Source organism: Acidovorax sp. FG60, assembly GCF_057808995.1.
In genome coordinates, this window is the sequence record NZ_JBMDJC010000004.1 from 16447 (window position 1) to 36021 (window position 19575).

The following is a 19575-nucleotide window of genomic DNA, read 5'->3' on the forward strand; positions in this document are numbered from 1 at the left end:
GCCACGGGTGGCGTTCCACTGCAGGGGGAAGATGCGAAGCATCTCAGGGGGTTTCTCATTGCAGACCGAGCACGTCGAACATGTCGAACATGCCCGTCTTGTGCCCAGCGAGGAACCGCACCGCCCGCAGGCTGCCCTGTGCGTAGGTGGAGCGGCTGGAAGACTTGTGCGTGATCTCGATGCGCTCGCCGATGCCCGCGAACAGCACGGTGTGATCGCCCACGATGTCACCACCCCGGATGGTGGCGAAACCGATGCTCGACGGGTCGCGCTCGCCGGTCACACCTTCGCGGGCGTACACGCCACATTCCTTGAGGTCGCGCCCCATGGCGTCGGCAATCACCTCGCCCATCTTGAGCGCGGTGCCCGAGGGCGCGTCCACCTTGTGGCGATGGTGGGCTTCGATGATCTCGATATCGTAGCCCGTGGCCATGGCCTTGGCCGCCATCTGCAGCAGCTTGAGGGTGACGTTCACGCCCACGCTCATGTTGGGCGCCATGACGATGGCGGTACGCTGGGCAAAGACGGCAATCTCGGCCTTCTGCGCATCGGTGAAGCCCGTGGTACCCACCACGGCTTTTACCCCGAGTTCGCAGCACACGGCCAGGTGGGCCAGGGTGCCCTCAGGGCGTGTGAAATCAATCAGAACGTCGGCGTTTTTCAGGCCCGCAGCAATGTCGGCCGTGATGGCAACACCGCTGGCATGGCCCAGAAACGCGGTGGCATCCGAACCGATGCCGGGGCTGGACGGCACGTCCAGCGCGCCTGCCAGCACACAGTCGTCACTGGCGCGAAGGGCCTCGATCAGCATGCGGCCCATGCGACCGGATGCACCGGCAACGGCAACACGGAGGGGGCGCGAGGGCGTGGATGCGGGGGCAGGCGAAGGGGTCCCTGTCATGAGTGTCCTGTACGTTGTCGTTGGCTTTGAAGTGAGGCGGGCATCGACCTACCCGTTGCCCCACCGGCCAGATCGCGAAAATCAGCGTGCTGGGGCTTCCAGCGGCGGGTAGCTGACAGAAGCAGGCTCCAGCGGGGGCGCTGTCGGGGAGGCAGATGGCCGTTGCGACGCAGGGTAGCGGGCCAGTTGCTCCGGTGTGGCCTCCAGCACGGGCACCTTGCTTTTGGAGCCACGCGAGCCCAGTGTGGCCACGAACTCGGTCTCTGTGGGCATGGGGTCGCCTTCGGAGCGGTCCAGCCCATCGCCCTTGAAATACACGGTCAGCTTGCGGGTCTGGGCTTCTTCACCGGGGCGCTTGAGCGTGAACACGTATTCCCAGCGGTCTGCATGGAACAGGCTGGTGACCAGCGGCGTACCGAGGATTTCACGCACCTGCTGGCGGCTCATGCCGGGCTGGAGCGCCTCGACCTGCTCGCGCGACACAAAATTGCCCTGCACCACATCGATTTTGTAGGGAGTGACAATGCTGGCAATGCGGGTACTGGCACCATCCAGGCTACTGCAACCGGCCAGGGCGGCCACGCTGGCACCGACCAAAAGGACCAGGCCCAGACGGGCGCTGCAACGGGCTTTGACGGGCATGGGTAAAAGGGCTGAGGATATGATCGCCCCATTGTAGCGGCAGGCCTTCTGACCTTGAGGCCGAGGCCCGCATCCCGAAAGACCATGCCATGACCAACATCGACGAACTCAAAAGCACGGGACTCAAGGCCACGCTGCCCCGCCTGAAGATTCTGGAGATCTTCCAGAAAGGCGAGCAACGCCACATGACGGCCGAAGATGTGTTCCGCGTGCTCCTGGAAGAGCGTTCGGACATTGGCTTGGCCACGGTCTACCGCGTGCTCACGCAGTTCGAGCAGGCCAGCATCCTGATCCGCAGCAATTTCGAGAGCGGCAAGGCGGTGTACGAACTCAACGAAGGGCAGCACCACGACCACTTCATCTGCACGTCGTGCGGCAAGGTGGAGGAGTTCTACGACCCCGAGATTGAAAAACGCCAGCAGGCCGTGGCCAAGGCCAAGGGCTGGCTGGTGCAGGACCACACCATGGCCCTGTATGGCCAGTGCGCTGCCTGCGCTAGCAAGTAAGCCCCCCTGAGTCGCCTTCGGCGCCTTCCCCCGAGGGGGACGCACCCAGTGGCCCGGCGAAGCCGGTTCCACGGGTGCACTGGTATTGGCGCGCGCCAGTTTCGCAGCATCTGAACCTAAATTGGCTGTAGCGCCTGCCTGCCAAGCGCCGGCAGCTATCAAATACGCAGCATACTAGCCGCCTGTATCGCGCTCCATGGCGCGGCGATGGCGCTCCACAAATTCCTGGTACGTATCAATGCCGCGCAGTTGCAGGATGGTGTTGCGCACGGCGGCTTCGACCAGCACGGCGATGTTGCGGCCAGCCACCACCTGGATCACCACCTTGAGCACTGGCACGCCCAGCACGTCTTGCGTGAGTGGCTCGTAGGGCAGGCGCTCGTAGTCGCGCTCCAGGGTCTCCTTGCGCACAAGGTGCACGATGAGTTTGAGACGCATCTTGCGGCGCACCGCCGTCTCGCCAAAGATGGCACGGATATCGAGCAGACCGATGCCGCGCACTTCCAGCAGGTTCTGCAGCAGATCGGGGCACTTGCCCTCGATGGTGGTCTGGTTGATGCGGTACAGGTCCACCGCGTCGTCGGCCACCAGGCCGTTGCCGCGCGAAATCAGCTCCAGGCCCAGCTCGCTTTTCCCCAGGCCAGATTCGCCGGTGATCAGCACCCCCAGGCCAAGAATGTCCATGAACACGCCGTGCATGGTGGTGCGGTCGGCAAAGTGCTTGGACAGGTAGGCACGCAGCACGTCGATCACAAACGCCGAGGACTCGTGCGTGGAGAACATCGGGATCTGCGCGCGTTCGCACATCGACACCAGCGCATCGGGGGCGGTCTGGTCGTCGGCCAGCACCAGCACGGGCGGCTCCAGCGTCACGATGCGGGCAATGCGACGCTTGCAATCGTCGGGAGACGCGCTGCTCAGATAGGCAATCTCGCGCTCGCCCAGGATCTGGACGCGGTAGGGATGGATGTAATTGAGGTAGCCGACCAGATCGGCCCCGGAGCGCGCGGACCGCACGGCCACTTCGTCAAAGCGCCGCTCGGAAGCGCCCAGCCCGGCCACCCACTCCCACTTCAGGGGGCCGCGAAATTCCTCAAACAGAACATCGGCGCTGACAACATTGGGCTTCACGGCGAATCAGCGAAAGTGCGCAGCGCCAGACAGGCTCAAGCCGTTTGCGTGGACTGCCAGCCAGCAATCATGCCGTGCAGTTCGGCAGCATCGGTGCAGGCCTTGAGCCGTTCACGCAGGGCCGAATCGCTGAGCAGTTCGGCAATCTCGGAGAGGATTTCGAGGTGCTTCTGTGTGGCGGCTTCAGGCACCAGCAGAAAAATCAGCAGGCCCACAGGCAATTCGTCTGGCGCATCGAACCCGATGGGGTTCAGCAGCTGGAACACGGCAGCCATCGGTGCCTTGAGGCCCTTGATGCGCCCGTGGGGAATGGCCACGCCATGGCCCAGACCGGTGGAGCCCAGGCGTTCACGCGCAAAGAGGCTGTCGGTGATCAACGCGCGCGAGAGACCGTGCTGGCTCTCGAACAGCAGACCCGCTTCTTCAAAAGCACGCTTCTTGCTGGTGGCGTCAACGCTCACAAGCACTTGAGCGGAGGGCAGGATGGAGGCGAGTCGGTTCATGGTCAAGGGTAACAATTATGCACATATTGGCGAAAACCCTGAGCGCGGCGCTGTGGGCAACAAAAAAACCGCCCGAAAGGGGCGGCTGCTGTGCCAGGCTCAGGGCTGGCGCATCAAGCGTGCAGTTCGCGCTTGGCGGCTTCGTGGTGGTGGTCCTGCAGGCGATCCTTGTGGCGCACCACCTGACGGTCCATCTTGTCGACCAGTTCATCCACGGCAGCATACAGGTCGGCGTGGGAGCTTTCGGCAAACAGGTCGTTGCCCTTCACATGGATATTGCATTCCGCTCGCTGCCGCTTTTCCTTCTCCTTTTGCTTCTCTACCGTCAGCAGTACCTTGACGTCGACAACTTGGTCAAAATGGCGGGTGATCCGGTCCAGCTTGGTGGTGACGTAGTTGCGCAAGGCTGGGGTAACTTCGAGGTGGTGACCGCTGATCGTCAGGTTCATAAATAAGTCTCCTGTAACACTCTCTGTGGAAGAAGCGCCGCCCTGGATCAGAGGAGCGGCCCGGCGAACTTGGATGCATCCCGTTGACGTGAAGTCACTATGCCCCCGCCCTTCCTGAAAAGCAATCCCATTCCGCCCCGACCCGCTGGGTTATGCCCGCCAAGGTGCCAAGCCCCCCAAAAAGCGCGCACAATGGCTGAGTTGCCGGGGAGCACACGCCCCGCCAGTCGGCAGTTGCTCAGCGTGCCGAAGGCGCTGCACCATGCAGCGTCAACCGCCCTGCCACCACCATCGACAGCAGGCTCGCGGCAATACCCACCAGCGCCGCCATCCAGTAGTTCTGCACCAGTCCTTGCGCGTCGCGGCTGATCAGCATCCCGCCCACCAAAGACGCCGCCCCCATGGCCGCAGACTGCACCGATGCGTTCAAGGTCATGAAGGTACCGCGCAGCGGTGCCTGCGCCGCAGAGGCCACGATGGCCATGCCGGGAATCATCCGGCCGCTCACAAAGGCAAACATCAGGGTGGACACCGCCAGAACGCCCCACAGCGGCAGCCCCTGCACCAGCGTGATGCCCAACAGGCAGGGCGCCGCAGCCAGGGCCAGCCAGCGAAAGGTTCGCACCTTGCCGCGCAGGTCCGTCAACCGGCCAAACAGGCGCGCGGTGAACAGGGTCGCGACACCTCCACACAGGTAGGCCACCGGAATCTGGTCGGCCCGCACACCAGCATTGGTCTGCATGTAGATGGTGATGTAGGGAATCACCGTAAAACCTGTAAACATGAGCAACGCGGAGAACAGGAACGCCCAGCGATGGTTCGGGTCGACAAGCACTTGTCCGATGCCGCCCAGCGCCGTTCGTCCGCTGGCCGCCTGCACATGGGCCGTCATCGCCGGCATGGTGCGCGCCGCCAGCACGGCCAGCAGCCCCACCATCGCGGCAATCGCAATGAACGGCATGTTCCAGCCGCCCACCTCGGCAAGGATCAGCCCCAGCGGAACACCGGCCACGGTCGATACCGAGAACGAGGTCATCACGATGCCCATCGCACGGCCGCGCCGCTCGAACGGGATCACGTCAGCCACGATGGTTTGCGACAGGGCCGACAAGACACCCCCGAATGCCCCCGCCAAAACGCGCGCCACCATGAGCGTGCCGTAGGTGGGCGCCACGCCACAGGCCAGTGTGGCCAGCCCAAACAGGACGTAGAGGACCAGCAGCAGCCGCTTGCGCCCGAACCGGTCGATGTAGGTGGAGGCCAGCAACCCCGATACCCCGGCCGAGAGCGTGTAGGCCGATACCAGCAGCCCGAACTGCGCGTCGCTGATGGAAAACAGCTGCGTGAACCGAGGCCCCAGCGGCATCATGATCATGAAGTCAAGGATGTGGGTGAACTGAATGCCCGCCAGGGTGAGCAGCAGCCAAAGTTCGCGGCGGGGAGTGAGCGCAGAGGTGGAGGGCACAGGGGGCGCGGCCAAAGGTGGCGCTGTCAGATTCAGGGCCACACAGTGTGCCGCAAGCTCACCGAGCGCGCAGGTCCGCACTAGCGCCCTCATGCACGCCGGTACATGCCCCTGCCAAGCCCCCACCGAGCCCTTGCCGCAGACACGCGTCAGACCCGCGCGTAAAATCCAAAGGTTGCGCGCACGCACTTGAAGACTTCACCAGCTCCCGCGCTTCACTCCCCGTTTTGCGGCCTGCCTGCAGCGCACATCGATCGCCCACACCGACACCATGACCCAGCCCAGCTCCAACGCCCTGCACACCTCCGCCCTGACATCGCTGCCCCTGCTGGCACGCGGCAAGGTGCGCGACAACTACGCCGTGGGCGACGACCGCATCCTGATGGTGGCCAGCGACCGCCTGTCGGCCTTTGACGTGATCATGGGCGAGCCCATCCCGGGCAAGGGCGAGTTGCTCACGCAGATGGCGCTGTTCTGGTTCGACAAGCTCGGGGATATCTGCCCCAACCACCTGACGGGCGACGCGCCGGAAAGTGTGGTGTCTCCGGAAGAAGCCCCGCAGATCCGTGGCCGGTCCATGCTGGTGCAGCGGCTGCAGCCCATTCCAGTCGAAGCCGTGGTGCGCGGCTACCTGGCCGGCAGCGGCTGGAAGGAATACCAGGAATCACGCGCGGTGTGCGGGGTGCCCCTGCCGGAAGGGCTGACCAACGCCGCCAAGCTGCCCGAGCCCATCTACACCCCGGCCGCCAAGGCCGCTGCGGGCGAGCACGATGAAAACATCACGTTCGAGCGCACGGTGGAGATGATTGGCCTTCAGCTCGCCACCCGCATCCGCGACCTGAGCATTGCGATCTACAAGGCTGCTGCCGACATCGCGCTCGCCAAAGGCATGATCATTGCCGACACGAAATTCGAGTTTGGCCTGGCGCCCGATGGCACGCTGGTGCTGATGGACGAAGTGCTCACGCCCGACAGCTCGCGCTACTGGCCCGTGGAAGGCTACGAGGCCGCCCTGGCCGCTGGCCAGAACCCACCGAGCTACGACAAACAATTTGTGCGCGACTGGCTGGAGCAAGCCCAGGTGAACGGCAAGCCCTGGGACAAGACCGCGCCCGCCCCCCGCCTGCCGCGCGAAGTGATCGAAAAGACCGCCGCCAAGTACCGTGAAGCGCTGGAGCGGCTGACGGCCTGACGCCTCCGTCTGTTCTGTACAAAAGCAAAGGCCCTTCCCGGGCCTTTTCTTTTTGGTGGGGTGAACCCCGCTCAGCTCAACTGAGCACCACGCTCGACAAACGGCGGCGGTAAGTCGCCACCACCGGGTCGTCGGGCGGGATCTGGCCGTCGGCCACCTTCACCTTGGGCGGCTCGATGATTTCAAGGATGGCCACATAGGTCTTGCGGGCGGCCTCTTCGCCCCAGGCCTTGTCGCGCATGAGGATTTCGAGCAGTTCGTCCATGGCGTCCGTCCAGCGCTGGTCGGCCATGAGCCAGCGGGCGCGGGCGTAGCGGGTGTCAAAGTCGCGCTTGTTGGCGGCGATTTTTGCATCAAAATCGGCACCAGCGCTTTCCCCATAAGCGTTAGAAGCTACGAAATCAATAGCATCCATCCAGGCTTTCAATGCACCCAGCTTGCGCGAGGCTGCGGCCTTGGCGATGACGGGGGCAAAGGCGACCTTGGCGTCGTCCTCGCGACGCAACTGCAGCAGCAGCTTGACGTAGTCGAAGCGCGCGTCGTCATTGGAAGGATCGGTCACCACGGCGTGCTGCAGCTTCTCCAGCGCGGTACTGGTGTCGCCTTCGGCCAGGGCGTCCTGGGCTTCCTCTTCCTCGATTTCCGCCACCAGTTCTTCGGCGGTGGGGATGTGCTTGTCCAGGAAGGCGCGCACCTGGCCTTCGGGCAGGGCGCCCATGAAGCCATCCACGGGCTGCCCATTCATGAGCAGCACGCAGGTGGGAATGCTGCGGATGCCGAACATGCCCGCCAGCTGCTGCTCCTGGTCCGAATCGATCTTGACCAGCTTGAAGCGGCCCGCGTAGTCGGTCTCCAGCTTTTCCAGCACCGGCCCCAGCGACTTGCAGGGGCCACACCAGGGCGCCCAGAAGTCCACCAGCACGGGCACGTTCATCGAGGCAGCAACCACCTCGGCTTCAAAATTTTCTACGGTGACGTCAATCATGGCGGTGTGGAGGCCAGGGGCCTGTGGAGCGGTTTGCGCGCTATTTTGGCCCATCGAAACAGCCCCATGCCGGGAAGGGAGGCGCAAAAAGTAAAATCGCGGGTTCCACCTACAGCGGCAGAGCAGGCGCAACCTGCCCGCCAGCGCCCTCCACACCATGAAACCCATCCAGATCGGCGTGGTCATGGGTTCCAGCAGCGACTGGGACACCATGCAGCATGCAGTGCAGATTCTTGAACAGTTCGGCATCGCGCACGAGGTCCGCGTGGTCTCGGCCCACCGCATGCCCGACGACATGTTTGCCTACGCCGAGGCCGCCGCGGGCCGGGGCCTCAAAGCCATCATCGCGGGCGCCGGTGGCGCCGCCCATCTCCCCGGCATGATTGCCGCCAAGACCACCGTGCCCGTGCTGGGCGTGCCCGTGGCCAGCCGCCACCTGCAGGGTGTGGATTCGCTGCACAGCATCGTGCAGATGCCCAAGGGCATCCCCGTGGCCACGTTCGCGATCGGCACGGCGGGCGCTGCCAATGCGGCCCTGTTCGCCGTGGCCCTGCTGGCCAACGAAAGCCCCGAACTGCGCCAGCGCCTGGAAGCATTCCGTGCCGAGCAGACGGAAGTGGCCCGCAACATGACCTTGCCGCCCGCATGAACACGACCCCCACGCTCCACCGCTGCGCGGGTCGCTGCCCCCCGAGGGGGCCGCTTTTTCATCTTGGGGCGGCCCGGCGATGAAAAAATCCACCCATCAACCCCTTCTGCCCGGTAGCACACTGGGCGTGCTGGGCGGCGGCCAGCTGGGCCGCATGTTTGTGCACCAGGCGCAGGCCATGGGCTACTTCACGGCCGTGCTCGACGCCGACCCCACCAGCCCGGCCGGGCTGGTGAGCCACCACCACATCCAGACCGGCTATGAAGATCCGCAAGGCCTGGCCGAGCTGGCCCGCCTGTCGGATGCTGTGACCACCGAGTTCGAAAACGTGCCCGCTACCGCGCTGGCTGCACTGGCTGCGCAACGCCCCGTGTCGCCTGCCGCCAGCGCGGTGTCGGTGGCGCAAGACCGTGCGCGGGAAAAGGCCCACTTTGTGGCCTGCGGCGTGCCCTGTGCGCCGTATGCGGTGATCGAAACGGCGGAGCAACTGGCTGCAGTTTCTTCTGATCTGTTACCAGGCATCCTGAAGACGGCCCGCATGGGCTACGACGGCAAGGGCCAGGTGCGCGTGAAGACGCCCGCCGAGCTGGCCGCTGCATGGGACTCTGTCGGCAAGGTGCCCTGCGTGCTGGAGAAGATGCTGCCGCTGGCGCTGGAATGCTCGGTGATCGTGGCGCGCGGCGCCGACGGTGGCACCGTGCACCTGCCCGTGCAGCGCAACCTGCACCGCGACGGGATTCTGGCGGTGACGGAGGTTTTTGAACAAAATCTGCCTCCAGCGCTTGCCCAGCAAGCGGTAGCAGCTGCAGTTTCGATAGCGAATGGTTTGCAATACGTCGGCGTGCTCTGCGTGGAGTTCTTTGTGCTGCAGGACGGCAGCCTGGTGGTGAACGAGATCGCCCCGCGCCCACACAACAGCGGCCACTACAGCCAGAACGCCTGCGATGTGTCGCAGTTCGAGCTGCAGGTACGCACCATGGCCCGCCTGCCGCTCACGCAGCCGCGCCAGCACAGCCCCGCCGTGATGCTCAACCTGCTGGGCGACCTGTGGTTTGCGCACGGCGACGCCGCGCAGACGCCCCCCTGGGCCGAGGTGCTGGCCCTGCCCGGCACGCACTTGCACCTGTATGGCAAGCGCGACGCCAAGCGTGGTCGCAAGATGGGGCATCTCAACATCACCGCAGCCACCCCCGAAGCAGCACGTGCCACTGCCCTGCAGGCGGCGGCCCTGCTGGGCATCGCACCGTTCTGACCATGATTCTTGACGGCACCCAGCCCGCATCCATCGCCGCCGCAGCGCGGGCCGTGCGCAGCGGCGCGCTGCTCGGCCTGCCCACTGAGACGGTGTACGGCCTGGCGGCCGACGCCAGCAGCGATGCCGCCGTGGCGCAGATCTTTGCGGCCAAGGGGCGCCCCAGCGACCACCCCCTGATCGTGCATGTGGCCAATGCCGAGGGCATTGCGCACTTCGCCAGCGAGGTGCCGGGCTTTGCGCAGAAGCTGGTCGATGCCTTCTGGCCCGGCCCGCTCACGCTCATCCTGCCGCGCCTGCCCGGCGTGGCCAGCGCCGCCACGGGCGGGCAGGACAGCGTGGGACTGCGCTGCCCCGCCCACCCCGTGGCCCATGCCCTGCTGCAGGCCTGCGCCGCACCCGGCGACAGCGACGCCCAGGGCGGCCCGCCCGTGTGGGGCGTGGCCGCCCCCAGCGCCAACCGCTTTGGCCGCGTGAGCCCCACCACCGCCCGGCACGTGCAGGACGAGCTGGGCGCCGAGCTGCTGGTGCTCGACGGCGGCCCGTGCGAAGTGGGCATCGAAAGCACCATCGTGGACTGCACGCGCGGCGTGCCCGTGCTGCTGCGTCCCGGCGCCATCACGCGCGAGCAGATCCGGGCGGCCTGCGGCATTGCGCCGCTGTCCAAAGACGACATGCCCGCGCTCACGCCCCGCGCCTCGGGCACGCTCGAAGCGCACTACGCGCCCGCCGCCAAGGTGCGGCTGATGGACGCCAAGGCACTGCAGACCGGCCTGGACCTGCTGGGCGCCGACGCCGCCCACATTGCGGTGTATGCCCGCGCAGCGCTGCGCACCCAATCGTCCAAGCTCGTCATGCGCCGCATGCCCGACGACGCCACCGCCACGGCCCAGCAGCTGTTTGCAGTGCTGCGCGGCTTTGACGACGATGGCGTGAAACTGATCTGGATCGAGACCCCGCCCACCAGCCCCGAGTGGGAAGGCGTGCGCGACCGACTGCAGCGTGCGTCTGCAGCGTGATTCCGGCCGCGCCAGGCGGCTTTACATGCGTTGACGTTGCACCGCTAAACTACCCCCCACTTTTCTGGAGAAATACATGGCAGCAAATTGGATGCGCCGCACCGTACTGGTCGCCGCATGTGCGTCGGCCGCGTTGCTCGCGGCCTGCGGTTCCAGCACCACCGAATCGGCCATCGCGCCCGAGCGCTTCATCGCGTTTGGCGATGCCAACAGCGATGTGGGGCAAAAAGGAACGCGCTATACCGTCAACGACGGCAGTGTGAACAACTGGACCCTGCAGGTGGCCGCCAACTACGGCAAGCCCCTTGCGGCCGCCTCTGCCGGTGGCAAGAGCTATGCCGTAGGCAATGCCCGCGTGAAGATCAAGCCCGACGCGGCAGGCAACGCCGGCACCCCCACCATCACCGAGCAGATCGACACCTTCCTGGCCAGTGGAAGCTTTGGCGCCAGTGACGTGGTGTTTCTGAGCGGCGGCATCAGCGACGTGATTGCCGGCATGGCCGCCGTGCAGGCCGGCACCCAGACCGAGGCTGCCATGGTGGCCGCAGCCCGCCAGGCGGGTGAAGACATGGCCGCGCAGGTGCGTCGCCTGGTCGCCGCAGGCGCCAAATATGTGGTTGTGACGGGAACCTACGACCTGAGCAAGACCCCCTGGGCCAAGACCATTGGCCGCGAAGCCCTGTTAGCTGACGCCAGCAGCCGCTTCAACGACGGCCTGCTCGTGGGCATCGTGGACCTGGGTGCCAACGTACTGTATGTGGACCTGGCCTACTACGTGAACCTGTACACCGGCGTACCCGCCAACTACGGTTTCAACAACGCCACCACGGCCGTGTGCACCTCGGTGGATGCCACCAACGGCATCGGCATCGGCGCAGGACAGGTCAACTCTGCCCTGTGCACCGCCTCCACGCTGCTGCCAGGCGCCAGCCAGACCTCCTACGTGTTTGCCGACCCGGTGTACCTCACGCCCTCGGCGCAGCGCCAGTTCGGCACCTACGCTTACGACCGCCTGCGCGCCCGCTGGTAAGGGGCTGCTGACTCGCCCCCAGCCGCCGCTGAGCCTGCTGCTGTGCAGGGGCAGCGGCCCACAAAAAAGCCGACCCTTGGGTCGGCTTTTTGCTGTGCGGCTTGCTGTGGCAAGCCAGCTGCCTTACTTGACCATGTCGAACACAGCGCGCGCCTGGGCGTGGCAGAACGGGGGTTCATAGGTGCCATGGTAGGCGCCGTAGTAGGTGGCAAACGCGGCCGATGCGGGGTCGGTGGGGGCCTGGCCACCCGGGCCAAAGGTGGCCTGGATGGCGGCATCGACGTCGACCGAGGTCACGTTGGTCAGGCCCCGGCTGTCGAAGTCGGCCTTCATCACGCGCTGGTGAATGGCTGGCGGCACTGTGGGGTCACCCGCACCGCCGCACAGCAGCACGCGGGCCTTGGGGCTCCAGCCCAGCAGGTCGTTCTTCTTGGCCGCCAGGTACAGCGGGTGGGTGGTGCTGGTCTGCGAGCCCGTGATGAAGGCGGACTGGAACAGCGCGTCGCGCGCCTGGTTGGGCGTGCCTGCGGGCAGGGTGCCCGAGGTGAGCAGCGTGGTGTACGTCATCGTGGGGTTGGGCAGCAGATTTTCGATGTAGCCCGAGTACGGTGCCTTGAAGACCTGCTTGACGTCCGTGTAAACGTCGCCATAGACCTTCTGCCAGGCCGTCACCAGATACGGCACGAAGAACTGCACCCCGGCAATCGCATCCGGAATGCGCAGCGAGCCCGACAGGTTGTAAGGGCCGGCCAGGTGGGCGCCTGCGACCACATTGAATTCGCTGCCATAGTCGCGCTCGGCAGCGCGGTGTGCGGCCATCGACGAGTGCCCGCCCTGCGAGTAGCCCGTGAACATGACCTTGCCCGACAGATTGGCCCCCACGGTGCCCGCTGCATTGCGCGCGGCACGCACCGAGTCGATGACCGTGGTGGCTTCCGAGTCGGCATGCAGGTAGGGGTGGTAGCTGTAGCCCGACTTGGCAAAGCCCAGGTAGTCGGTGGCCACCACCGCATAGCCCTGGGCGGCGTACATGGCGGCGAGCAGGAAGGTTTCGCTGTCCTGCGGGTTGGCCAGGGTGCGGGGCTTTTGCACATCGGTGCCCTTGGCGTAGGCAATCAGCGGTGCGGCCGTGCTGCAGCTGCCAGCGGGCACCAGCATCACGCCCGAGGCGTTGGTGTTCTCTCCGGCCTTGGCGCCGACGGTGGCGTAGTTGAGCGCCACCACCTTGACATCACACTTCGCCTTGCCCGTGATGGCCTGCAGGCCGCTGCTGGAGGTGCCTGCGTCGATCTGCGCAGCCGTCAGCGTGGTCATCACGGCAGGGGGGTCGATCAGCGAGCCACGGTCTGGATCGTCAGAGCCACCGCAGGCGACAAGCAGCACCGCAGCAGCGGCAACACAGGTAAGGCGGAAATACTTCATGGATGGATACCTCAGGTCAAGAAACAACGACGCATCGTGCGCGCACCTGCACTGCACCATCCATAGGGGATAACGCGGACCGAACCAGCGGGCAGACGCCTAGGTGACAGCAGCCCGCCAGCAGCGGCCGCTCAACGATGGCCGCGCGCCCCGTAGACGAGCTTCATCCCCAGGATCGTCCCCGCCAGCGCGAGCGTGATGGCGTTGGCCACCACGATGGGCCACGCCGCCAGGACGACGCCATACACCAGCCACAGCGCTACCCCCGCCGTGAACACGCTGTACATGCCCAGAGAGATGCCCCGGACATCGCGGGTGCGGAAGGTGTGCAGGGCCTGCGGAACGAAGCTGCAGGTGGTCAGGAAGGCGGCAACGTAGCCGATCAGCTCGGTGGTGGACATGGAGGCAGGCGGGTGACTGCGCGGCGGATGGCTGCGCGAGTGCGCATTATTCACTGGTCGCGCGCGGTCCAGTCGATCAGGCTGTCGAGCACGGGCCGCGCAGCGCCGGCATTGGCATGGTTGACCACGGCCACCAGCACATACCGCCGCCCACTGGCCGCGTGCACGTAACCGGCCACGGCCATCACATCGCGCAGGCTGCCCGTCTTGAGGTGGGCCGTGCCCGCACGGCTCTGGCTGCGGCGCAGCGTGCCGTCCACCCCGGAGATGGGCAGCGACGCCACCAGCTCCGGCATCACGGGCGATACCCAGGCCACCTGCAGCATGCGCGCCAGTGCCTGGGCCGTCAGGCGGGCATCGCGGCTCAGGCCTGCGCCGTTGTCGGCCTGGGGCAGCTCGGCGTCGCCGATGCGTGCAAGCCACCACTGGCGCAGGGCATCGCGCGCGCCGTCGAAGGTGGCCACGCCGTTTTTCTGCAATGCCAGCGTCAGGAACACCTGCTGCGCCATCACGTTGTTGCTGTATTTGTTCACGTCACGCACCACCTCAGACAGCGCGGGCGAGGTGACGGTAAAGGCAGGCTTCAGGCCAGGCGGCACCTTGCCCTCGCGCACGCTGCCCGTGAGCTTGCCCCCCAGTTCGCGCCACATGCCCTCCACCGCACGCGCCGCAAAGCCGCGTGGGTCGGCCGCCGCCACGGGCCAGACGCGCTCGCCACATGCCGCGGGGTACACGCCCTGAAAGCCCACCTTGGCCGGGTCGGCCAGCTCCGCCCGCAAGGCACCACGCCAGTCGCCACACTCGGTGCCCGGCGCGGCCAGCGCCACGGTGGCCTGGCGCTGCACACCCGCCAATGGCGGGTCGTACTGGATGCGCGCAAGGCCTGCCACCGCATCGGGCACAAAGGTCATCACCGACGATTTGTAGTTGAGCAGCAGCGCGTCGGGCGCGGCGTTGTAGGGGCGCAGGGGCTCGCCATCAAATCGCGCTGGATCGTGGTCGGGCACCTCAAAGGCGGTGCGGTCGAGCACGATGTCGCCCACGATGACCTGGATACCCTGGCCCTGCAGGCGGCGCATCAGCAGCCACAGGCGCTCCATGACCAGCTTGGGGTCTCCCTGGCCCTGGATGTAGACGTTGCCCCGCAGGCTGCCGTCCTGCACCGTGCCCTGCAGATAGACCGGGGTGTTCCACACATAGGCGGGGCCCAGTTGCTCCAGCGCGGCGTAAGTGGTCACCAGCTTCATCACCGATGCCGGGTTCACCGGCAACTGCGCACGGTGCGCCAGGCGCGCAGGCGAAGTTTTGCCGCCCTGGGCATCCACCACCATCACCGACAGGGCCTCGCGCGGTAACCTGGCGCGGGCCAGGGCGGCTTCGACCTCGGGCGGCAGCGGGGTGGCGGGCGCCGCCGCCTGGGCCTGGGCCGTGTCAACAGCCCCCACCAGAGCCAACCAGGCCACAACAACACCCAGGGCGCCACGCAGCGCAGCGCGGCGCCAAAAAACAGGAAGCAAAAGCATGGAGCGAGTCTATCGCCCGGCAGGAAACCCACCTGGGCCGCGGCGGCCTCCAGACCCGCTGCAAGCGCCGCCGCCCCCACCCACCGATAATCCCCCGATGCGTTTTTCTCCTCGTGCCATCGGCCTGCTGGCAGCAGTCGTGACGGTCGCCATCTGGACGGGTTTCATCGTCATTGCCCGCGCCTCGGCCCAGCGCACGCTCACCCCGTTCGACATTGCGCTGCTGCGCATCGTGGGCGCCAGCCTGGTCCTGCTGCCCTGGGGCTGGTGGATGGTGCGGCAGCGCACCACAGCACTGGGCTCTGCGGCCCCGCCCTCCAGCCTGGCAGGTATCTCGCCCCTGCCGCTGCGCACCACGGTGCTGCTGGGCAGCTTTGGCGGTCTGCTCTACGCCATGCTGGCCTATGCGGGGTTCTTCCACGCGCCCGCCACCCATGCGGCGGTGCTCATGCCGGGCAGCCTGCCGCTGTGGACGGCACTGCTGGCGGCCGTGCTGCTGCGCGACCACATCACCCCGCTGCGCGCGGCGGGCCTGGCGCTGATCGTGGCAGGCGACCTGCTGGTGGGCGGGCGCAGCCTGCTGGCAGCGTTTTCGGGCGGTGATGTGTGGAAGGGCGACGTGCTGTTCATGCTGGCCGCCTCCTGCTGGGCCACCTACAGCGTGCTGGCCCGGCGCCACGCCGTGGACGCCGTGCAGGCCACCATCGCCATCACCGCGTTTGCCTGCCTGGTCTATGTTCCCAGCTATGCCCTGCTGATTGCGCTGGGAACCGTCACCAGCCACCTGGCCATTGCGCCGTGGAGCGAGATCGTCTTTCACATGGCGTTCCAAGGTGGCGGGTCGGTGGTGATCTCGGGCATTGGCTTCACCCGCATGATCCAGCACTATGGCCCGGTGCGCTCCACCATGATCACGGCCCTGGTGCCCGGCCTCTCGGCCATCGGCGCGGTGATTTTTCTGGACGAGCCGATGTACTGGAACCTCGTCGCCGGCCTGCTGCTGGTGACTGCCGGTATCCTGCTGGGCGTGCTGCGCAGGAGCCAGGCGCCTGCGGTCACCCCGCCCACGCCCGTGCCTGGCCCTACCGTCCCCTGACCTCCTTTGCCGCGCAACCCCACTGGCCCCATGAATCTGCTTGCTTTCGACACCAGCACCGACACCCTATCCATTGCCGTCCAGCACGGGGATGCCGTGTGGCAGCACACGGGCCCCGGGGGCGCGCAAGCGTCGGCCACCCTGATCCCGACGGTGCGCAGCCTGATGGCACAAGCGGGCCTGTCGTTCGATACGCTGGAGGCCATTGTGTTTGGCCGGGGCCCAGGCTCCTTCACCGGCCTGCGCACCGCCTGCGCCGTGGCCCAGGGGCTGGCGTTTGGCGCGCGCGGGGGCCAGGGTGTGCCGGTGCTGCCCGTGGACACCCTGCTGGCCGTAGCCGAGGAAGCGCGCCACGCGCACAGCTGCACGCAGGTGGTGGCGGTGCTGGACGCGCGCATGGACGAGGTCTACCACGCGCGCTGCGAATGGGTCGCTGCCGAGGGCCGCTGGCACACCGAGGCCGACTTTGGCCTGGGCGCACCGGAATCCGTGCTTGCCCCCGCAGGGTGGACGGTGGCGGGCAATGCGCGCACGCCCTATGGCGAGCGGCTGGCGCCCATGGCCGCCCACGTGGCCGCGCTGCCCACAGCCACGGCGCTGCTGCGCCTGGCACCGGCCTTGCTGGCAGCGGGCGAAGGTGTGCCGGCCAGCGATGCGCTGCCGCGCTACATCCGCGATAAAGTGGCACAAACCACCGCCGAGCGGGCTGCGCTGCGCGCCGCCCAGGCGGTGCCCGCTCCTCTGTGAATCCTTTCTGCCAGACCCCATGAGCGCCCTGCCCACCCCGCCTGCCGGCGCGCCCGAGGCGCGCTTTGAAGCCCTCACGCTCGCGCGGCTGGATGCCGTGCTGGCGGTGGAACAACGTGCCTATTCGCACCCCTGGACACGCGGCAATTTCACCGATGCCATGGCCTCGGGCTACCAGGCACAGGTGCTGATGGCGGACGAACACCTGCTCGGCTACTTCGTGGCCATGATGGGGGTGGACGAGGTGCACCTGCTCAACATCACCGTCACCCCCGAGTTCCAGCGCCAGGGCTGGGCGCGGGTGCTGCTGGACGCGCTGGCCCTGTGGTCGCGCGGGCGCGGCGCCCAATGGCTGTGGCTGGAGGTGCGCGTGAGCAACCTGCGCGCCCAGCACATCTACCAGACACACGGGTTCCGACGCGTGGGCGAACGCAAGCGCTACTACCCCGCCGACCTGGGCCAGCGCGAAGATGCCGTGGTCATGAGCCTGGCACTGTGAGCAACACCTTCAACCGGCCCTTTTTGCCATGAGCCTTCACCTCGATGCGCGGCAGCGCGCCATGCTGCAAGAAATGGGCGTCACCGTGTGGGTGCAGCCGGAGGCACCCATAGCCCGCACCACAGCAGGGCCCCCCGTCGTCGCCGCGGCGGCGCCCGCCCCTGCCGCCCGCATGGCGCCCCCCACCGCCCCGGCACCCGCCGCGGCCAGCCCTCCTGCTGCGCGAGCGCCCCAGCCAGCGGCCCCGCGAGCACCCGCACCGGCACCTGCGGTAGAGAACGCAGGCGCAGCACCGGCCATCCCCAGCTTGCGGCTGCATGCGCCCCAGGTGCTTTACCCCAACGCCGACCCATCGCAGACCCCGGCCGGGCTGGGTGGAGGCTGGCTGATCGTGACCGAGAGCCTGACGCCGGGCGAGCCGCTGGGTGGCGACGCAGGCCGGCTGCTGGACAACATGCTGCGCGCCATGCAGCTGCACAAGCACCCCCGTGTGTTCCTTGCTGCGCTGGAGCGCACTGCAGCCGGCGCAGAGACCGGTGGCGACAGCAACATCCCCGCCGCGCTGGCCGACGCCGTGGCTGAGTTACAACCCGCCCTGGTCCTGGTGCTGGGCCATGTGGCGGCACGGGCGGCGCTGGGGCGCACCGAGCCGCTGGGCCGCCTGCGCGCGGGCCCGCACCAGCTGGCGGAATGCCCGGCCGTGGTGACCTACGACCCCGCGTTTCTCTTGCGCTCGCAAGACGTCAAAGCCGCCGCCTGGGCCGACCTGTGCCGGGCGCTGGCCATCGTGCGCCAGGCTTCGCCCGGCTGACCGCTGAGGGCGCGGGCATTTGCAACGACTCCACTGCAGCCGCAGTGCCATAATCCGCCGCCTGTCCATTTTTTTACGGAGAAAGCTCCTTGGAAACCTACCCGAGTTGGTAGCTTTCAGCTCCCCGGCCTGCCGCTGTGGGGTTGAAAGCACCCGATCCCCCACACCGCAGATGCCATACAACAAGGGAGTGAGCCCATGCTCAACATCTTCACGCTCGCCAATGGCCGGCTGTTCCAGGAAGAAATTGAATCGCTGGAAGAGCTGACCAAGTTCCAGCCGATCTGGGTGGACCTGGAAGCCCCCACGCTCGAAGAAAAACGCTGGATCAAGCAGCACTACGGCCTGTCCATCCCCGAGGATGCGATGGACGAGGACATCGAGGAATCCGCCCGCTTCTACGAAGAAGACAACGGCGAGCTGCACATCCGCAGCGACTTCTTGATTGACGACGACGAAGACCCCCGCTCGGTGCGCGTGGCCTTCATCCTGAACCAGCACAACGCCAACCTCAAGAGCCGGGGCGTGCTGTTTTCCATCCACGACGAAGACGTGCCGGTGTTCCGCCTGCTGCGCATGCGCGCACGCCGCGCGCCGGGCCTCATCGAGGACGCCAAGGAAGTTCTGCTCAAGCTGTTCGATGCCGACGCCGAGTATTCGGCCGACACGCTCGAAAACATCTACGACGAGCTGGAGAAAGTCAGCAAGCAAGTGCTGGCCGGCGACGTGACCGACGCCCTTGCTGGCGAGGTGCTGGGCGCCATTGCCCGCCAGGAAGACTTGAACGGCCGTATCCGCCGCAACGTGATGGACACCCGCCGCGCGGTGAGCTTCATGATGCGCAGCAAGATGCTCAACTCCGAGCAGTTCGAGGAAGCCCGCCAGATCCTGCGCGACATCGAATCGCTGGACAACCACACGGCGTTCCTGTTCGACAAGATCAACTTCTTGATGGACGCCACGGTCGGTTTCATCAACATCAACCAGAACAAGATCATCAAGATCTTCTCGGTGGCCAGCGTGGCGCTGCTGCCGCCCACGCTGATCGCCAGCGTGTACGGCATGAACTTCAAGTTCATGCCCGAGCTGGACTGGTCGCTGGGCTACCCGTATGCGCTTGCACTGATGGTGGCCAGTGCGCTCGGGCCCATGTGGTATTTCCGCAAGCGCGGCTGGTTGAAGTAGCCCCCCTGTGGCGCTGCGCGCCTTCCCCCCCGAGGGGGGACGCCTCCAGCGGCCCGGCAGAGCCGGTTCCGCGATGGCGCTGGTATTTGGGGCGCGCCGGTTTCACGGCGCGGGGGCGAACTTTGTCGCCCCTGAAGCTCTTGCTGATTCTTTGAATCCACGCCCTG

21 protein-coding genes are annotated in these 19575 nt (G+C 66.5%); 11 read left to right on the forward strand and 10 right to left on the reverse strand.

Annotated elements, in window-relative coordinates; genetic code table 11:
• Positions 1–55: 55 nt before the first annotated feature.
• The gene (gene dapB, locus ACODS0_RS07225; protein WP_121421477.1) at positions 56–901 is read right to left on the reverse strand and encodes a 4-hydroxy-tetrahydrodipicolinate reductase; all 846 of its coding nucleotides are present in this window, start codon (positions 899–901) and stop codon (positions 56–58) included.
• An 81-nt stretch (positions 902–982) separates the two neighbouring features.
• Positions 983–1543: an outer membrane protein assembly factor BamE gene (locus tag ACODS0_RS07230; RefSeq protein WP_055395435.1), complete on the reverse strand. Its 561-nt coding sequence runs from the start codon at positions 1541–1543 to the stop codon at positions 983–985.
• 89 nt (positions 1544–1632) lie between these two features.
• On the opposite strand from ACODS0_RS07230, the gene fur reads away from it, so the two are divergent.
• The gene (fur, locus tag ACODS0_RS07235; RefSeq protein ID WP_055395436.1) at positions 1633–2049 is read left to right on the forward strand and encodes a ferric iron uptake transcriptional regulator; all 417 of its coding nucleotides are present in this window, start codon (positions 1633–1635) and stop codon (positions 2047–2049) included.
• A 174-nt stretch (positions 2050–2223) separates the two neighbouring features.
• Here fur and hprK read toward each other — a convergent pair whose 3' ends face one another.
• The 4 genes from hprK to ACODS0_RS07255 form a co-directional block, all read right to left on the reverse strand.
• Positions 2224–3180 carry an HPr(Ser) kinase/phosphatase gene (gene hprK, locus ACODS0_RS07240; protein WP_055395437.1) on the reverse strand — a complete coding sequence of 319 codons (957 nt, stop codon included), beginning with the start codon at positions 3178–3180 and terminating at the stop codon, positions 2224–2226.
• 35 nt (positions 3181–3215) lie between these two features.
• Positions 3216–3683, reverse strand: a complete 468-nt coding sequence (locus tag ACODS0_RS07245; RefSeq protein ID WP_055395439.1) for a PTS sugar transporter subunit IIA — start codon at positions 3681–3683, stop codon at positions 3216–3218.
• Between the two features lie 113 nt (positions 3684–3796).
• The gene (gene hpf / locus ACODS0_RS07250) at positions 3797–4132 is read right to left on the reverse strand and encodes a ribosome hibernation-promoting factor, HPF/YfiA family (RefSeq protein WP_010464246.1); all 336 of its coding nucleotides are present in this window, start codon (positions 4130–4132) and stop codon (positions 3797–3799) included.
• Positions 4133–4370: 238 nt separating this feature from the next.
• Positions 4371–5597, reverse strand: coding sequence for an MFS transporter (locus ACODS0_RS07255; RefSeq protein ID WP_426305484.1), 1227 nt, complete (start codon positions 5595–5597; stop codon positions 4371–4373).
• Positions 5598–5868: 271 nt separating this feature from the next.
• On the opposite strand from ACODS0_RS07255, the gene ACODS0_RS07260 reads away from it, so the two are divergent.
• Positions 5869–6789 carry a phosphoribosylaminoimidazolesuccinocarboxamide synthase gene (locus ACODS0_RS07260; RefSeq protein ID WP_121508285.1) on the forward strand — a complete coding sequence of 307 codons (921 nt, stop codon included), beginning with the start codon at positions 5869–5871 and terminating at the stop codon, positions 6787–6789.
• Positions 6790–6865: 76 nt separating this feature from the next.
• On the opposite strand, the gene trxA is transcribed toward ACODS0_RS07260, so the two are convergent.
• Positions 6866–7774: a thioredoxin gene (trxA, locus tag ACODS0_RS07265; protein WP_121508284.1), complete on the reverse strand. Its 909-nt coding sequence runs from the start codon at positions 7772–7774 to the stop codon at positions 6866–6868.
• A 157-nt stretch (positions 7775–7931) separates the two neighbouring features.
• Between trxA and purE the strand changes: the two genes are divergently transcribed.
• The 4 genes from purE (at position 7932) to ACODS0_RS07285 (ending at position 11724) form a co-directional block, all read left to right on the forward strand.
• Positions 7932–8423 (forward strand): 5-(carboxyamino)imidazole ribonucleotide mutase, encoded by a 492-nt coding sequence (purE, locus tag ACODS0_RS07270; RefSeq protein ID WP_488833922.1) that lies wholly within the window; start codon positions 7932–7934, stop codon positions 8421–8423.
• A gap of 79 nt (positions 8424–8502) precedes the next feature.
• Positions 8503–9675: a 5-(carboxyamino)imidazole ribonucleotide synthase gene (locus tag ACODS0_RS07275; RefSeq protein ID WP_488833925.1), complete on the forward strand. Its 1173-nt coding sequence runs from the start codon at positions 8503–8505 to the stop codon at positions 9673–9675.
• 2 nt (positions 9676–9677) lie between these two features.
• Positions 9678–10694, forward strand: coding sequence for an L-threonylcarbamoyladenylate synthase (locus tag ACODS0_RS07280; RefSeq protein WP_426305488.1), 1017 nt, complete (start codon positions 9678–9680; stop codon positions 10692–10694).
• A gap of 76 nt (positions 10695–10770) precedes the next feature.
• Positions 10771–11724 (forward strand): SGNH/GDSL hydrolase family protein, encoded by a 954-nt coding sequence (locus tag ACODS0_RS07285; protein ID WP_488833928.1) that lies wholly within the window; start codon positions 10771–10773, stop codon positions 11722–11724.
• 123 nt (positions 11725–11847) lie between these two features.
• Here ACODS0_RS07285 and ACODS0_RS07290 read toward each other — a convergent pair whose 3' ends face one another.
• The 3 genes from ACODS0_RS07290 to dacB all read right to left on the reverse strand — a co-directional run bounded on the left by ACODS0_RS07290 (position 11848) and on the right by dacB (position 15070).
• A complete protein-coding gene (locus tag ACODS0_RS07290; protein ID WP_121421483.1) occupies positions 11848–13146 on the reverse strand; it encodes a lipase family protein in 1299 nt (432 codons plus the stop codon).
• 131 nt (positions 13147–13277) lie between these two features.
• Positions 13278–13547: a SemiSWEET transporter gene (locus ACODS0_RS07295; protein WP_055395455.1), complete on the reverse strand. Its 270-nt coding sequence runs from the start codon at positions 13545–13547 to the stop codon at positions 13278–13280.
• Positions 13548–13597: 50 nt separating this feature from the next.
• The gene (dacB, locus tag ACODS0_RS07300; protein WP_488833931.1) at positions 13598–15070 is read right to left on the reverse strand and encodes a D-alanyl-D-alanine carboxypeptidase/D-alanyl-D-alanine endopeptidase; all 1473 of its coding nucleotides are present in this window, start codon (positions 15068–15070) and stop codon (positions 13598–13600) included.
• Between the two features lie 97 nt (positions 15071–15167).
• Here dacB and ACODS0_RS07305 point away from each other — a divergent pair, with 97 nt between their 5' ends.
• The 5 genes from ACODS0_RS07305 to corA all read left to right on the forward strand — a co-directional run bounded on the left by ACODS0_RS07305 (position 15168) and on the right by corA (position 19408).
• Positions 15168–16166, forward strand: coding sequence for a DMT family transporter (locus ACODS0_RS07305; protein ID WP_488833933.1), 999 nt, complete (start codon positions 15168–15170; stop codon positions 16164–16166).
• Between the two features lie 30 nt (positions 16167–16196).
• On the forward strand, positions 16197–16913 hold the full coding sequence (gene tsaB, locus ACODS0_RS07310; protein ID WP_488833935.1) for a tRNA (adenosine(37)-N6)-threonylcarbamoyltransferase complex dimerization subunit type 1 TsaB: 717 nt from the start codon (positions 16197–16199) through the stop codon (positions 16911–16913).
• Positions 16914–16932: 19 nt separating this feature from the next.
• Complete coding sequence (rimI, locus tag ACODS0_RS07315; RefSeq protein ID WP_055395464.1) at positions 16933–17412, forward strand: ribosomal protein S18-alanine N-acetyltransferase; 480 nt, start codon at positions 16933–16935, stop codon at positions 17410–17412.
• A 28-nt stretch (positions 17413–17440) separates the two neighbouring features.
• Entirely contained in the window at positions 17441–18223 is a 783-nt protein-coding gene (locus ACODS0_RS07320) for a uracil-DNA glycosylase family protein (protein WP_488833938.1), read from the forward strand.
• A gap of 198 nt (positions 18224–18421) precedes the next feature.
• Complete coding sequence (corA, locus tag ACODS0_RS07325; protein WP_055398450.1) at positions 18422–19408, forward strand: magnesium/cobalt transporter CorA; 987 nt, start codon at positions 18422–18424, stop codon at positions 19406–19408.
• Positions 19409–19575: the final 167 nt, after the last annotated feature.

Bases quoted from the DNA above. Each gene is read 5' to 3' on its own strand.
- dapB (WP_121421477.1), bottom strand. From the start codon at position 901: ATGACAGGGACCCCTTCGCCTGCCCCCGCATCCACGCCCTCGCGCCCC.
- ACODS0_RS07230 (WP_055395435.1), bottom strand. From the start codon at position 1,543: ATGCCCGTCAAAGCCCGTTGCAGCGCCCGTCTGGGCCTGGTCCTTTTG.
- fur (WP_055395436.1), top strand. From the start codon at position 1,633: ATGACCAACATCGACGAACTCAAAAGCACGGGACTCAAGGCCACGCTG.
- ACODS0_RS07245 (WP_055395439.1), bottom strand. From the start codon at position 3,683: ATGAACCGACTCGCCTCCATCCTGCCCTCCGCTCAAGTGCTTGTGAGC.
- hpf (WP_010464246.1), bottom strand. From the start codon at position 4,132: ATGAACCTGACGATCAGCGGTCACCACCTCGAAGTTACCCCAGCCTTG.
- ACODS0_RS07260 (WP_121508285.1), top strand. From the start codon at position 5,869: ATGACCCAGCCCAGCTCCAACGCCCTGCACACCTCCGCCCTGACATCG.
- trxA (WP_121508284.1), bottom strand. From the start codon at position 7,774: ATGATTGACGTCACCGTAGAAAATTTTGAAGCCGAGGTGGTTGCTGCC.
- purE (WP_488833922.1), top strand. From the start codon at position 7,932: ATGAAACCCATCCAGATCGGCGTGGTCATGGGTTCCAGCAGCGACTGG.
- ACODS0_RS07275 (WP_488833925.1), top strand. From the start codon at position 8,503: ATGAAAAAATCCACCCATCAACCCCTTCTGCCCGGTAGCACACTGGGC.
- ACODS0_RS07280 (WP_426305488.1), top strand. From the start codon at position 9,678: ATGATTCTTGACGGCACCCAGCCCGCATCCATCGCCGCCGCAGCGCGG.
- ACODS0_RS07285 (WP_488833928.1), top strand. From the start codon at position 10,771: ATGGCAGCAAATTGGATGCGCCGCACCGTACTGGTCGCCGCATGTGCG.
- ACODS0_RS07290 (WP_121421483.1), bottom strand. From the start codon at position 13,146: ATGAAGTATTTCCGCCTTACCTGTGTTGCCGCTGCTGCGGTGCTGCTT.
- ACODS0_RS07295 (WP_055395455.1), bottom strand. From the start codon at position 13,547: ATGTCCACCACCGAGCTGATCGGCTACGTTGCCGCCTTCCTGACCACC.
- dacB (WP_488833931.1), bottom strand. From the start codon at position 15,070: ATGCTTTTGCTTCCTGTTTTTTGGCGCCGCGCTGCGCTGCGTGGCGCC.
- ACODS0_RS07305 (WP_488833933.1), top strand. From the start codon at position 15,168: ATGCGTTTTTCTCCTCGTGCCATCGGCCTGCTGGCAGCAGTCGTGACG.
- tsaB (WP_488833935.1), top strand. From the start codon at position 16,197: ATGAATCTGCTTGCTTTCGACACCAGCACCGACACCCTATCCATTGCC.
- rimI (WP_055395464.1), top strand. From the start codon at position 16,933: ATGAGCGCCCTGCCCACCCCGCCTGCCGGCGCGCCCGAGGCGCGCTTT.
- ACODS0_RS07320 (WP_488833938.1), top strand. From the start codon at position 17,441: ATGAGCCTTCACCTCGATGCGCGGCAGCGCGCCATGCTGCAAGAAATG.
- corA (WP_055398450.1), top strand. From the start codon at position 18,422: ATGCTCAACATCTTCACGCTCGCCAATGGCCGGCTGTTCCAGGAAGAA.